Annotated in this window: 15 protein-coding genes; 4 read left to right on the top strand and 11 right to left on the bottom strand. The window is 58.6% G+C overall.

What is annotated here, in order from left to right; translation table 11 throughout:
• The first annotated feature begins 195 nt into the window (after positions 1-195).
• Positions 196-1,134 (top strand): DUF1177 domain-containing protein, encoded by a 939-nt coding sequence (locus tag E0E00_RS12820; protein WP_130812934.1) that lies wholly within the window; start codon positions 196-198, stop codon positions 1,132-1,134.
• Positions 1,135-1,136: 2 nt separating this feature from the next.
• A complete protein-coding gene (locus E0E00_RS12815) occupies positions 1,137-1,814 on the top strand; it encodes an AroM family protein (protein WP_130812933.1) in 678 nt (225 codons plus the stop codon).
• On the opposite strand, the gene E0E00_RS12810 is transcribed toward E0E00_RS12815, so the two are convergent.
• The 9 genes from E0E00_RS12810 to E0E00_RS12770 all read right to left on the bottom strand — a co-directional run bounded on the left by E0E00_RS12810 (position 1,811) and on the right by E0E00_RS12770 (position 8,813).
• Positions 1,811-2,656: a MurR/RpiR family transcriptional regulator gene (locus E0E00_RS12810; RefSeq protein ID WP_130812932.1), complete on the bottom strand. Its 846-nt coding sequence runs from the start codon at positions 2,654-2,656 to the stop codon at positions 1,811-1,813. The two genes, E0E00_RS12815 and E0E00_RS12810, sit on opposite strands and share 4 nt — an antisense overlap.
• Positions 2,657-2,997: 341 nt before the next feature.
• The gene (locus tag E0E00_RS12805) at positions 2,998-3,873 is read right to left on the bottom strand and encodes a class II fructose-bisphosphate aldolase (protein WP_130812931.1); all 876 of its coding nucleotides are present in this window, start codon (positions 3,871-3,873) and stop codon (positions 2,998-3,000) included.
• A gap of 66 nt (positions 3,874-3,939) precedes the next feature.
• Entirely contained in the window at positions 3,940-4,461 is a 522-nt protein-coding gene (locus E0E00_RS12800) for a YjbQ family protein (RefSeq protein ID WP_130812930.1), read from the bottom strand.
• Positions 4,462-4,463: 2 nt separating this feature from the next.
• Positions 4,464-5,168, bottom strand: a complete 705-nt coding sequence (locus E0E00_RS12795) for a triose-phosphate isomerase (protein ID WP_130812929.1) — start codon at positions 5,166-5,168, stop codon at positions 4,464-4,466.
• Positions 5,169-5,266: 98 nt separating this feature from the next.
• The gene (locus E0E00_RS12790; RefSeq protein ID WP_130812928.1) at positions 5,267-6,133 is read right to left on the bottom strand and encodes a PTS system mannose/fructose/sorbose family transporter subunit IID; all 867 of its coding nucleotides are present in this window, start codon (positions 6,131-6,133) and stop codon (positions 5,267-5,269) included.
• Between the two features lie 12 nt (positions 6,134-6,145).
• Complete coding sequence (locus tag E0E00_RS12785) at positions 6,146-6,994, bottom strand: PTS sugar transporter subunit IIC (RefSeq protein WP_130812927.1); 849 nt, start codon at positions 6,992-6,994, stop codon at positions 6,146-6,148.
• Positions 6,995-7,037: 43 nt separating this feature from the next.
• The gene (locus E0E00_RS12780) at positions 7,038-7,547 is read right to left on the bottom strand and encodes a PTS sugar transporter subunit IIB (protein WP_242622269.1); all 510 of its coding nucleotides are present in this window, start codon (positions 7,545-7,547) and stop codon (positions 7,038-7,040) included.
• Position 7,548: 1 nt separating this feature from the next.
• Positions 7,549-7,971: a PTS sugar transporter subunit IIA gene (locus E0E00_RS12775; protein ID WP_130812926.1), complete on the bottom strand. Its 423-nt coding sequence runs from the start codon at positions 7,969-7,971 to the stop codon at positions 7,549-7,551.
• Positions 7,972-8,111: 140 nt separating this feature from the next.
• A complete protein-coding gene (locus E0E00_RS12770) occupies positions 8,112-8,813 on the bottom strand; it encodes a ribulose phosphate epimerase (RefSeq protein WP_130812925.1) in 702 nt (233 codons plus the stop codon).
• 104 nt (positions 8,814-8,917) lie between these two features.
• Here E0E00_RS12770 and E0E00_RS12765 point away from each other — a divergent pair, with 104 nt between their 5' ends.
• A complete protein-coding gene (locus E0E00_RS12765; protein WP_130812924.1) occupies positions 8,918-9,304 on the top strand; it encodes a hypothetical protein in 387 nt (128 codons plus the stop codon).
• 57 nt (positions 9,305-9,361) lie between these two features.
• Positions 9,362-10,126 carry a GntR family transcriptional regulator gene (locus E0E00_RS12760; protein ID WP_242622268.1) on the top strand — a complete coding sequence of 255 codons (765 nt, stop codon included), beginning with the start codon at positions 9,362-9,364 and terminating at the stop codon, positions 10,124-10,126.
• A 142-nt stretch (positions 10,127-10,268) separates the two neighbouring features.
• Here the strand turns inward: E0E00_RS12760 and E0E00_RS12755 are convergent, their stop codons facing one another.
• Both E0E00_RS12755 and E0E00_RS12750 read right to left on the bottom strand, forming a co-directional pair.
• Entirely contained in the window at positions 10,269-11,615 is a 1,347-nt protein-coding gene (locus E0E00_RS12755; RefSeq protein ID WP_130812923.1) for an MFS transporter, read from the bottom strand.
• 48 nt (positions 11,616-11,663) lie between these two features.
• A complete protein-coding gene (locus E0E00_RS12750) occupies positions 11,664-13,154 on the bottom strand; it encodes a M20/M25/M40 family metallo-hydrolase (protein ID WP_130812922.1) in 1,491 nt (496 codons plus the stop codon).
• Positions 13,155-13,673 lie beyond the last annotated feature (519 nt).

The raw sequence follows: 13,673 nt of genomic DNA, 5'->3' as shown, positions 1-13,673 counted from the left end.
GCAGCATGCCATGCTGGCGACAGGAGAGCAGAGACTGGGGGCGTGTATTTCACTCGCATGAAACAAGTTACATCGTGCTGTAACAATTGACGGCTCTTCTCGGGCTAAGGTAGACGCTAAACACGCCGGTTCTCGGTGTTGTCTGCGAATTGTTTGGCACGTGGATTGAAACGTATTTCGTTGAAAGGAATTCCAATGCTCCTTCGCCAGATGCTCGACATCTATGACCTCATCGACAAGCCATCCGCATCGGGAAACGAAGTCGCGGACTTTCTCCGCGCCCACGGCGCAAGCGACGTTACCGTCGAGCGCGTCTCCGGCGAGCGCGGCGGCACCGACTGCATGAAGGTCCTCATCCCCGGCTCCAACGGCAAGTCTTCTGGCGGAGACGCCCCCACGCTCGGCGTCGTCGGCCGTCTCGGTGGGCTTGGCGCCCGTCCCGAGCTCATCGTGGCCGTGTCCGACGGCGACGGTGCCCTCGCGGCACTCACCGCCGCCCTCAAGCTCGTTGAGATGCACGAGCAGGGCGACGTCCTTGCCGGCGACGTCATCGTTGCCACCCATGTGTGTCCCGACGCCCCCACGCTCCCGCACGAGCCCGTGCCCTTCATGGATTCTCCTATCGACATGGAGACCATGAACCGCATGGAGGTCGACCCGCGCATGGACGCCGTGGTCTCGATCGACACCACCAAGGGCAACCGAATCATCAACGTGAACGGAATCGCCATCTCCCCCACCGTGATGCAGGGCTACATCCTCTCGGTCTCCAACGACCTCATGGACGTTATGACACGCGTCACCGGAAAGATGCCGCAGGTCTTTGCCCTCTCCCAGCAGGACATCACCCCGTACGGCAACGACCTCTACCACCTCAACAGCATCCTGCAGCCCGCCACCGCAACCAGCGCGCCCGTAGTTGGCGTTGCCATTGCTACCGAGCAGATGGTCGCCGGTTGCGCCACTGGTGCCACCCACGGCACCGACGTGGAGGAGGCCGCGCGCTTTGCCGTGGAGGTGGCGGAGGTCTACGGTCAGGGTTCCTGCACATTCTTTGACCCCGAGCAGTTCAAGCACCTGACCGATCTCTATGGCACCATGGAGCGCTTCCAGACCTCTGGCCAGGCACGTTAGGCATGGCACGAACCAGGATTGCCGGCATCACTGTTGGGCAGGCACCCCGCACGGACATGACGGCGGACCTCGAGTCGCGCCTTGCTTCAACGCTCGAGCTAGTGCAGTATGGGGCGCTCGATAACCTCACCGCCACCGAAGTCGAGCGCGACCTTGCCCCCGAACCCGACGACGAGGTGCTCGTCTCGCGCATGCGCGACGGCTCCCAGGTCACGTTCTCCGGCACAAAGGTGCTGCCCTTGGTCCAGGCGAGAATTGACCAGGCAGAGCACGAAGGCGCGCGGGCGATTATCGTGCTGTGCACCGGCTCCTTCCCCGAGATGCGACACGAGGTCCCTCTCGTCTACCCCCAGCCGCTCTTCCACTCCGTTGCCCGCGCCCTTGCGGGCGGGCGGCGCGTGGCGGTGATGGTGCCCGAGTCGTCCCAGGTAGAGCAGGCCAAGGTCTGGTGGGGCGAGCACGGCGTCGAAGTGGACGTTGTCTCGGCAAGCCCCTATGCAGGCATCGACGGGGTGCGCGAGACGGCGGCCACGCTCTGCGGTTCGAACGATGCCTTCCTTTGCCTTGACTGCATGGGCTTCACCACGCAGATGCGCGACGCCGCGCGCGAGGCGTCTGGTCTCGACGTACTGCTACCACGCACTCTTGTCGCCTCGGTTGTCTCCGAGCTTCTCGGCTAGCGCTCTTGTTCACCCGGACGGGGGTTCTCGCCCCCGTCCGGCGTGTTTGCCTTGTCGCCATCGCTCTCGGCCTTGCTTTTCAGGTACGCGACCTCGTCGAGAAGAATCTCCAAGTACAGGTAGATCATGAGCTGGGCGTCAGAGAGGTCTGAGCGTCCGCCGGTACCAATGTTAGGCAGGACGATGGCGCTCGAGGCGTGCGAGATGAACTGGCTCCGTGCGTTCACCGTAACAAAGAAGGCCTCCCCGCCGTTCTCGCGAATCGCGTCCATGAGCAGGGCGTAGGCGTCGTAGTCGCGTCCCTTCTGCGAGATGACCACGCAGACGTCGCCCTTGCCTAGAATGCCCGCGACGTCGTCCATCACCGTCGTGTCATTTGTCACGCTGTTGAAGATACCAACGTGCATGAGGCCGGCGGAGAGCTGCAAGGCCCTCTCGTACATGCGGTCGACACCCCACACGGCAACGTGCGGGGCAGCGCAGATTGATGCGGCAACGTGGTTGAGCTGCGCCATATCGATTGCCTCGGCGACCTTGCGCAGCTGGACGGCATTGATGTTCACAAAGCGGGAGAGGAGACCGCCCTCTCGTGCACCGTCCTCCTGCGTGCCGTTGGAGAGAAGCTGACGGTCCATCTCAAAGCGGAACTCCGAGAAGCCGCTGTAGCCCATGCGCTGGCACATGCGCACGATGGCAGCAGCAGAGAGGCCCGAGAGCTCCGAGACTTTCGAGACGGTGTTACCCACCACGTCCATGGGGTGACCGGCAATGTAGCGGGCGACGGCAAGCTCAGACTCGGTAAAGTTTCCCTCTTGGGACTTCATGCGCTCTATCAGGTCCAACTGGTACTCCGCCCCTTCGCCGCTTTGAGTGATACGTGCCGAAAAGCTACTTGAGGTTACCAGTCGCGAAGAATGGTGGCAAAACCCGACGCCAATTCATAGCCCCAACCGTAACGCACTCTTTTCAAACAAACTGTTTTGAACTGTCTCCCAATACTGTCTTTTCGCCGCAAAGACGATGTCTCGTCTTGATAGGAGCGACTCCGTCCATTCATTACGGATGCAAGATTGTGGCCATTTTTATACAGAAAACCACGAACAGCCAGTATACATCGGCCGTCCGTGGTTTTCATCAATGCGCGTTTTGAGTTGTCAGCAAGGAGATATATCAACCGTTGGAACTAAGCAACCGGCTTTGCTCCGTTTGCAAACGCTTCGATGGTCTTCTTGAAATCGGTGTACAAGGCATTGTAAGCAGCCATTGTCATATCGTGCCAATACACGGGCTTGCCTGCAGATGAATCAATGATACCACGAGCAGCTTCTCCAGCTCGGACAACACCATACGTGTAGTAATTGATCTTTCGGATGCCTGCGTTGATGGACTTTGCATAATCCTCATCCGAAACACCGGAACCCCCATGCATGACAAGAGGAACCTTATTCTTCTTTCTAATCTCGGTAAGCACATCGTAGTTCAGGTGAGGTTCGCCCTTATATAGGCCGTGAACGGTGCCAAAGGAACAAGCAAGTGCGTCTAGCCCAGTACTAGAAATAAAGTCAGAAGCTTGTTCCGGATCGGTATATATTGCCCCAGACTCCTCGGCAGTTCCTCCCTCGGGGCGCACACCAGCCTCACGAGACCCCATGGACCCGAGCTCACACTCGAGGCCGGCGTCAAACTCTGCGCACATCTGCGACGCATATTGAGACATCTCAACGTTCTTCTCATAGGGAAGGTAGGAGCCATCGAACATTGCACCATTGAATCCCATTTCGAGCGCACGCCTCATATACGAGAGGTTTTCGCAATGGTCCAAGTGCACGCATACCATTGCGCTGGACTTCTCGGCAAGATTGACCATCGTCGGGCCAATCACATCAAGGGGAACATAAGGTTCATGACCCTCTGCGTGAGCAATCATTACGGGGTAACCGAGTTCTTCGGCGGCATCCAGCGCCGCGCGCAATGCTTCAAGGCTCGGGGTGTCGAACTGGGCAATTGCCATGTTATTTTGCTCGGCAATAGCACACATATCAGTGAGGTTTACCAGCATGCTTTTGTACTCTCTTTCATGAGAAGGCCACAGCAGTAGGCGGGCGGGTTCAATCCCACCCGCACGCTACTCCCCCATCACCACGACGCGGAGCTTGCGGGTGCGCTCGCGCGTGCGGTCGAAGTCGACGAAGAAGATGCTCGCGAGGCCGTTCATCTCGAGCCTGCCGCCGGCCACCTCGAAGGTCTGGCTGCCGCCCACGAGCACGGAGCGCAGGTGCGCGTCGCCGTTCCAGAGCAGGGTGCGGTCGCCCCCTGGGAGGTAGGCCTCCGCGTCCGGCCAGCCCTCGACCTCCTCGAAGTGGCGAAGGCCGGGGTAGCGGTACGTCTTCCAGTCGTGCTGCTCCGGGAAGACCCTGTCCAGGCCGTCCGAGAGGTCGGCCTGCATGAAGGTGTCGCCGGCCGGGGTCACGTCGTGGTCGAACTCCTGGGAGTAGACGGCGCAGGTCGTGTGGCAGGAGATGCAGTGGACGACCCCCTCCTTAATACCGCTCTGGGAGACGATGCCGGCGACCTCCCCGGTGACGTCGACGTAGGTCGGCTTCCCGGCGAGCGTCTCGACCCTCACGAGCCCCTTGTAGACGGTCATGGCTAGGCCTCCCCCCGGACGTCGGCGCGGACGCGGTCGAGCGCCGCGAACATCTCCTCGAGCTTCGCCTCGGGGTCCTCCGCGCAGACGATGCCGGAGGTGCCGCCCGTGGCGTCCCCGCCATAGTAGATGGCGTCGTAGACGTCCTGGCCGGTCGAGATGCCCGCCGCCTGCAGGACCATCGTCCCGGGCGAGACGGACTTGACCGCCTCCGTCGACGCGCGGGTGTAGTCCTCGCCGGCGACGTGACCCGTGCCGATGAGGCTGTTGAGCTCGCAGGTCATGATGTCGGGGTGGAGCTCGGCGATCGCCCTGGCCTCCTCGACGGAGTCGGCGCAGACGCAGGTGAGGATGCCCACCTCGCGGGCGCGCACGATGGTCCTGGCGAGCTCTCCCACCGTCATGGGGTTCTCCGCGTGGTTGAGGAACGTGGCGCGCACCCCCGCCGCCGCGAGGGCCTCGGGGAGGACGTGCCCCATGCCTCGGCCCGGCCTGAGGCTCTCCATCGCCTGCGCGCACGGGATGAGGTGCGGGCAGTTGTCCGCGACCCACGCGAGGTCGACGAGCTGCGCGGTGAACAGGGACTGGAAGCCGTAGCGCTCGCAGAGCTCGTCGGTCTTGCGCGCGAGCCTGCGGAGCCCCTCGCCGTACAGGTAGGACTTGGGGTTTACGACGAAAAACGGGCGCTTGAGAACAATCTTGTCCATAAGGTTATTTCCGTCCTAATGAAAAATGAGCAGGGTTCTTTTGTCTCTGAGAAAATGGCACCCGGCTTTGGGGGATTTCCAAAGCCGGGTGAGAAATACTATGCTGCACCGCCAAAGAGACCGGTAGCACCAAGCACGACACCAATGCCAACCAAGATAAGAAGAACGACTGTTGAATTCATGTTCTTCTTTTTGAGGAGATACCAAGTCAGAAGGGTAATTGCGAGAGGCACCCCGCCCTTAAGGATAGAGTCGAGCGTCGCCTGGAGGTCAATGTAACCCTCGCCAACTGGAATCTGCAGATACGACGTGCAGGTAACGTAACTATTTGCAAGACACCCCAGAACGATGGCGCCCATGGTGGACGCAGTGGCAATCAGGCGTTTGACCGACCCGGAAGCCATCATGTTTTCGATGCCTTCCTTGCCCGAATTGTAACCGGTGAAGAACATAAAGTGCGAGATGAAGAGCATGATTGCATACATCAGGACGATGTAGAGCAGAGGTCCAAGCAGATTTCCCTGCGTAGCAAGGGGCATTGCCACGGCAAGCAGAATGGGCGTGAGCGTACCCTGCCACAGAGTGTCACCGATGCCTGCAAACGGTCCCATGAGACCGGTCTTGACGGCGGTAATAGCCTCGGGCGTCACGGCTGAACCGTTCGCCATCTCCTCTTCCATCGAGAGCGCGAGGCCGTTGATGATGCAGCCAAAGTGGGGCTCGGTGTTGTAGAACTCCATCTGACGCCTCATGAACTCGACGCGCTTCTGATCATCCCCAGGGTAGAGCTTGTCGGGAATGTGCGAGAAGGATGCCAGCAGTGCAGATGCCATCAGGCGCTCGTAGTTGTAATTCGTGTTGGAAAGGCAAACCCACTTAAACCATGCACGCGTAACGTCACGTTTGTCGAGGTGATTTCCTTCGGCATTGGAAGCAGTCACAACGTTCTTCGTATCTTCTGCCATGAGTGTCATCCCCTATTCAAAGTCATCGTCAGAGTCATCGGAGGCAACGCTTGAAGTCGATGCTGAAGTAGCCGCAATCTGGGGCATCGCTGCTCCGCGCCCTTCCTCGGCCTTCGTCTCGAGCTGAACATAGAAGAATGCGATAACGAAACCAATGATTGCGATCGGCATAGCACCAAGGCCAAGATAGGCACTGAGAATGAAGCCGAAGACGAACCAGATGAGGGTACCGGGGCGGTCGAGCGTGCGGAGGTTCATGGCAATACCGAGTGCCGGAAGGATTCCGCCGATAACCTCAAGGGTGTACAGAGGACGGCCTTGCATGACCTCAATGATGCCATTGACGGCGTCGACACCGAAGTAGCAGCCGAGGGTAACAGGAACAACGCAGAGGATGAAGCAAAGAATCTGCGGCGGGACGATGTGCAGGAAGACTGCCTGCTTCATATCGCCCTTCTCGCAAGCGCGGTCAATCATGTGAACGAACGTAACGTCCAGCGTCATACGAATGACGTTGACAATCGTGCCCACAAGAGCAATCGGGACGGAAATCGCAACTGCAGCCTCCGGCTCGAGGTTGGCCGCAAGTGCAAGTGCGACGCCGAGCGTACCGGCAAGACCTGGATCATTGGGCTGAGCACCGCCTGCAAAGATGTAGGCGATGAAGGGCATCTGTACTGCAGCGCCGATGATGCAACCCTGCACCGGATCCCCGAGGATAAAACCAACGAGCACGCCTGCCACCAGGGGCTTCTGAATGGTTGAAAGGCTACCTAGGCAACCGATGAGCCACGGGGTTCCGACAAAGCCCATGTAGTACACGACACCAACAAGAAAAGCTTGCAACAGGGTGATTTGCATAGAAACAAGCACCTGCCTTCTCAACGAGAGAGACTTATTGGACCTACTTCAGGAGTTCCGCGACATCCTTCTTGGGATCGTCGGCAACAATCTGAATGGTGATCTTGCAACCCCTATCGATAAGCTTGCGCATGGCGTCACCCTCTTCGTCAGAGCAAGCAATATTCTGGTAGAAGGTCTTACGGCTTCCGCTGATGCCCATGCCGCCGATGTTGAGGGAATCAAAGTCAATGCCCGCATCAGAAAGCTTGAGGACTGTGAGCGGGGTCTTAACCAGCATGATTACCTTGTCAGTAGGCTTAAACCCTTTGACCAATCTGTCCACGGCCTTCTGGACCGTAAACACGCCAAGCTTCACGTTGCTAGGCACAACGCCCTTGAGAACGGTCTTCATAAGGTCGTTGGCCGCGACCTCGTCGTCAACCACCATGAATTTGTTTGCGCCAGTGGCCTTCTGCCACGACGTCATGACTTGACCGTGGACCAGCCTGTCATCAACACGTGTTAGAAGAACGTTGTCCATGCCAGCTGCATGCATAGTAGCCCCAATCACATTAAAACTCTTCTTCGTCGTCGTTCGTGTCGAACAGCTTGCGTCGAATATCGACCACGCTGTCACAGCTCGCACGAACCGCTTCCTCAGTGAGCGCCTTGAGATCCATCTCGTCACGAGCAAATACCACCGAGAGCAGCATCGGTAAGTTAACCCCGGCCACGGCATTCAGATCATCACGTCCGAGCAACTGGGCAACAGCATTTGAGGGAGTCCCGCCGAATAAGTCAACCAACACCAGAACCCCGTCACCTTCGTCAACGGCATTGATTGCCTCTTTTACTTTGGCAACAAAGGCGTCAGGGGAGTCACCACGCTGAAGCCCAATCGCCGTTATTGCCTTTTGCTCTCCGCTCAGCAACTCAAGTGCATCGAGCATTCCAGACGCCAACGATCCGTGCGATGCCACAACGATTCCAACCATTCCTACACCTCCCTCAAATGAATCCGAGCGGTCTCATTGCCACAGGAAGTATTCTTGACCATTATTTTGTAGTCATGTTTTGAATAAGGCAAGCGGTAGATTATTAAAGGCGGACGGATTGGTTGACTTCATTTTTATGGTCAATTGTTCAGAACGGACGACTTGCTTGCCTCACACGCGGCGGCCCGAATCTCTTCGTAAGTGCAACGCGCTGAGTCTTCAAGCGAATCGCCGTTATCAAAAAGTCCGCGCCCGAGATTCAGGACATCACATCCGGCTTCTATCAGCAGACGATAGTTCGCCGCATTGCATCCTCCGTCAATTGCAATATCGTAATGAGCCCCAGCCTCAGCACGCAGGACTTTTGCCTCGACAATCCTGTCATAGGTTCCCTCAATGAACTTCTGCCCGGTAAATCCTGGGTCAACGGACAAAATAAGAAGGGAGTCAAGCTCCGTGGCATAGGACGAAACAACGTTAACGGAATCAGAAGGATTAATGAACGCCCCGACCTTTACTCCTCTTTTGTGAATGTACTCGCAGAACCTGTGAATCGAGCGTCCTACCCCATCCGCCGGGAGAGTCAACAGAAATGCACCGGCGTCTATGCATGAATCGAGAAACTCTTTGTTGATTCCATCTACATACAGATGCGCCTCGATAGGCTTAGTTGTGATCGGGCGTATTTGAGCGATGAAGTGGGGCGTCAGGCACATATTTGGAACATAGTGACCATCAATGATGTCAACGTGATACAAATCCGCTATTGAATCCAGTATGTGCAAATCGTGCTCAACCTGGAGCAGACTCATATTCATCAATGAGGGGGCTATTTTCACCATTTGCCAAATCCTCCAAAGCTTGACTACTATTTTGTAGACAATTATATCTACCGAGTGTTGAGCAAGACCTGTATATGAATTCGCAATCAACAAGCGGAGGAAAAATGAGCGCGAAAAGCACTAAACAAAGCCCCGAGACATCGAGAAAGAACCTCCAGAAAGGATCTGGCTATCTGTTTCTTTCGGTTCTCATAATTGCTTTACTTGCGTACGTATTCCCGAGCGTTCTCAACATAGATATTCGTTCTTTCGCACAGCAGAGTCTTGTATTGGGAATTGCACGAATCGCAATTGGAATAGCTGTGATTGTCTACGCCATCCGCGCATGCGTTATCGTAGTGCGAACCAACACCCTTCCCGGGGAGACATGGAAACGCGGTCTATATAATTCTCTTCATGCGACTTTTCTGGGGATAAATGGTCTCACCATCCTGCTTCTGTTTGTAGGAGGAGCGGCGCTTATAATATGGGCGATATCAGAGATGTGTTAGTGATTGTCGCCCGTTGTTCTATAGCAGATGTAGTCATGTAGTCGTGCGAAAAGGGCATTGGGCATCCAAGCAGAACGAGTGATAGCCATGGACCAATCCCCAGATACAGCACCTTCGCTGCACGTTCAGCTTGCAGACTACATCCGAGATAAGGTTTATTCGCAAGAATGGCCGGAGGGGACAAGGCTTCCATCCGAGCATCAATTTATGCTTCAGTTCGGAATTAGCCGGGGAACGGTTCAAAAGGGTATTCAGCTCCTGGTGAACGAGGGTCTTATTACAAAAGTCAAGGGAAAAGGCAGCTTCGTCATCAAGCCCAATGTCGAGCATCTGACGGGGAATAGCCTTCTTTCGTTCGCCGAGTCACTAAGCATGCAGGGCATCAACTTCACTACCAAGGTCGTGGGGGCCGAGGTCATCACTGCAGATAAGGTGTGCTCGCAGCGACTGGGCGTACCACTCAACTCCCCCATCTACTATCTCAGGCGCGTTCGCTCAACAGAAGAAGGCCCGCTGTTGTACATGGAGAGTCGTATCAACATGCTGACCTGCCCTGGCATTGACAAATTTGACTACTCCAAGAGAACTCTTTTTAGCGCCATTGAAGAGGCGTCTGGCAAAAAACTCGGTTACGCAAAAGTCCGGTACGGCGCGAGGATTGCCGGAAAACTCCGCGGCGAATTGTTGGAGTGTGACGAGTCCGCACCTGTGCTCAATATCGACCAGGTCTGCTATCTCGAAGACAATACCTCGACGGAGTGGGGCAACATCTGGCTGCCTGCGAACAAATACGTCTTAGTTTCGGTGTTGCAGAGAGCGTAATCGGACAAGCGGCTCAAGAGGAACTGATTTCTGAACCATAGGGCTAAAACCAGCAGCATCTCCTACGAACCGGGGGTAAGTACCGCCAGATTGGCGCTGAAACCCCATCGTAAACTCACTGCGACATATTCTAACTTGCACCCTACTCCCCCGTACCGGCCTCGCGACGCAGAATCTCGTCCGCGAGGATGGAGTCGCCGTGCTTTGCCAGGTCGATGAACACGCACATGGCAGCCCCCATCATGGTGATGTAGAGGAAGAGCTGCGACTCGGCCACGTCCATGACCAGGCCCGAGAGTATGGGCGTCACGACCTGCGCCGCCATGCTCACCGTGTAGTAGTAGCCCGAGTATCGGCCGACGCTTCTCGAGCTTGTGCCCTCAAGGATCATGGGGTACACGCACAGGTCCACCGCGCCAAGCGATGCGCCCATGAGCAGGAAGAGCACGTAGTAGAGAGGCGTGAACGCCGGGAAGAGCCACATGATGGCGGGGCATACGGTCATCACCAGCCCGGCCACGAGGGCCACGCGCTTCCTGCCCACCCTAAGCGAGAGGTTGGCCACCGGCACATAAGATAGGAGCCCGCCCGCAATGGTGACGATGTTGATGATCGCGTATGAACCGCCGAGCATCGAGAAGAAGTCCGACGCATAGCGTGAGATGTTGGTGGTCATAGCGTTGTAGGACATGTAGTAGAAGAAGACTGCACCAAGGAGCAGGGCAATCGAGCGGAGAAGCTCTGGGTCGGTCACGCGCTCCCTGCCCTGCTCGGCATCGCCGTCTACGTCGACAGCGTCTTCCCTGATGCCCATGGCAAGGCTCTCCCCGTGCATCTTTGCCACGGCTTTGGACTCGTCGAGAAGCACACGGTAGACCACTGCCGCCACGGCGATCACGATGCCCTGCAGCAGGAAGACGGGCACGTAGTCCGGGTCCGCGACGGAGGGGACGAGCACCGAGATCGCCACCAGCATGACACCCGTTCCGGCGTACCCCACGATCTTGCCGACCGAGTCGCCCTTGGTCCTCAAGGGGCGCGGCGTGATGTCGGCGACAATCGCGAGAGTCGCAGTGCGATACGAGCAGATGGCGACCAACGTCACCAGGATCATCGCGATGAGCAGGGGCAGGCTTCCCAGGTTGTTAGCCACAGCGATGAGCGGCACCGAGACAGCCGCCACGGCAGAGCCTGCGAGGATGAAGGGGGTCCTTCTCCCCAGGCTCGAGCGGCAGCGGTCCGAGAGGATGCCAAACCAAGGCAGAAGGAACAGGCCGAGGACATTGTCGAGCGCCATCACAACGCCTGTGAGCCAGTTGGAGAGCCCGAAGGTCTGGGTGAGCATCTTGGGCACAAGGCCATCGAACACCTGCCAGAACGAGATCATTCCCATGAAGGGAAGGGACGCCACCGCACAGCGTTCCCAGTCGAAGGGAATCTTGCCCCTTGCGGGTTTGGTCGCCTTGGAATCTGCATCGTTCTCGGCCATGCCTTTTCCTCTCGTTGGTTAAAGCGCGACGCGCAAGGGGCTCTCAGCCTATGCGCCCAGCTGGTCAAGCCCCCGAACGAAGGCGACGTAGAACTCGACGCCGCACTTGTAGTCGTCAACCGGGATGCGCTCGTTGGCGCCGTGGATGAGGCCGCGCGCAACCGGCGTGTAGACGAAGGCGGCAAAGCGGTAGACGTGGTCGCAGATCTTCGTGAACGAGCGCGAGTCCGAGCAGCTCGTCTGCACGTAGGGGCAGACGCCGGCCTCGGGGTAGACGCCCGCCACGCAGCGACGGATGTAGTCGAACCGCGCGTCGTCGTGGGGCGAGAAGGGCGACGGCTCGTTGACCAGGCTGTTCTCGGCGATTTCCACGCTTACGGCATCAGCCGCGACGCCGGACGCCCGGCACTCCTCGGCGGCCTGAGCCCGGATGCGGACGAGTGAGGCGGCCACGTCCTCGAAGGGAGCCACGCGCACATTCAGGTTGGCTGTGGCCTCGGGCGGAAGCACGTTCCTCGCGGGAGAGCCGGCGAGCTGCGTGAGCGCGTAGGTCGAGCGGACCATGGGGCCCGTCTCGGCGCCCGACGCCAGGATGCGCCCCACAATCGGCCGGAAGAGCCACATGTTGGCAAAGACGATGCGATAGGCGAAGCTTCCGCGAGCGGCAAGCTCCTGGAGCATCGCGGCAACGGCATCTGCCACCTGGGGCCTTCCCGGGTTTGCGCAGATGCGCTCCACCGCTCGGGCGAGAAGGCGCGTGGCGTCGTTCCTCGAGGGGGCAGACGCGTGCCCGCCGGTCCCGCGAGCCGTCACGGTGACGTCCACGTGGCCCTTCTCGGAGACGCCCACCATGGCCATGGGCGAGGTCACGCCCAGGGGCACGCCGGTGGCGACGGCTCCGCCCTCGTCGAGGACCATGCAGGGACGCACGCCGTGATCGCGCAGCCAGGCCACGGCATTGTCGGCCGTGGGGCCGGAGGTCTCCTCGCAGCAGGACGAGAAGAACCAGATGTCGCGCGGCGGAACGTAATTCTCGGCCAGCAGGTGTTCGAACGCCTCCATGCAGCCGCAGAAGCAGAGCTTGTTGTCGAGCGTGCCCCGCGCCCAGATCTGGCCGTCGTGAATCTCGGCCGCAAAGGGAGGATGGGTCCAATCCTGACCGTCCGTGGGCACCACATCATGGTGGGCCATCATCACAACGGGAGCCAGCGAGGGGTCGCGACCGGGCCAGCGCATGAGCATCCCATACCGGTCTATGCGGGTGAGCTCGAGCGCCTTGAACGTGCGCGGATAGAGGCGCTCCAGCGTGGGCACCCACCGGTCGAAGGGCCCGCGGTCGAGCTTGGCTGGGTCGTCGCGCGAGACCGTGGGAATGCGCAGCAGCGTGCGGAAGCGCTCGACCTCCTCGTCGCCGGCGTGGTAGCCGCCCGCGTCGATAGGCGAACCCATGGGGAGCGTTGGCTTGAGTGCCGCCGCGCGAGCCACGCACGCAACCACCAACATGGCGATTGCCATGAGAACGATTATCAGAACTGTCATGATGCCTCCCCGCTGCGTTAGCGCCATGGTAGGCGAGAGAAACGCGGAGCAGGCGCAGGAGGCGGCACCTGTCGCCCATCGGCAACAGCGCAGAGACGGAGGTGGGCCGAAACTGTGGCAGCAAGACGGACTTGTGCGTATGCACGAGCGCGTTTTTTGCCAGCGGCAAATCCGGGAAGGAGCTGTCGAGCAGAAATGTGTGGTTGAGCGTACGCACGAGAGCTCTCTTTTGACCGCCGAGAGGAACTGGGCAGAAATTCTCAGTCCTGCGTACGCACCACCGGGGATTTCTGCCAGGGCTACGACGTTTCCCCAGTTGGGCTAGAGGGACCTGGCAGCGGATTGGGGTGGTGCGTACGCACGTCATCGCTTTTCTGCCAGCGCGGGGCTCCCAAGGGGTGGAATTGGCAGAAATGCAGGGTTGAGCGTACGCAGGATGTCACTTCTCTGCCAGTGGGACCCCTCGGCATGGCAAGACCGGCAGAAAAGCCCCATCGTGCGTGAGCCCTTCTCGCCAGT

The organism is Olsenella sp. Marseille-P4559 (assembly GCF_900605015.1).
In the GTDB taxonomy this organism is placed as follows: Bacteria; Actinomycetota; Coriobacteriia; order Coriobacteriales; family Atopobiaceae; genus Tractidigestivibacter.
Note: the sequence above shows the minus strand (reverse complement) of the source record. Positions and strands in the feature narration are given on the sequence as shown.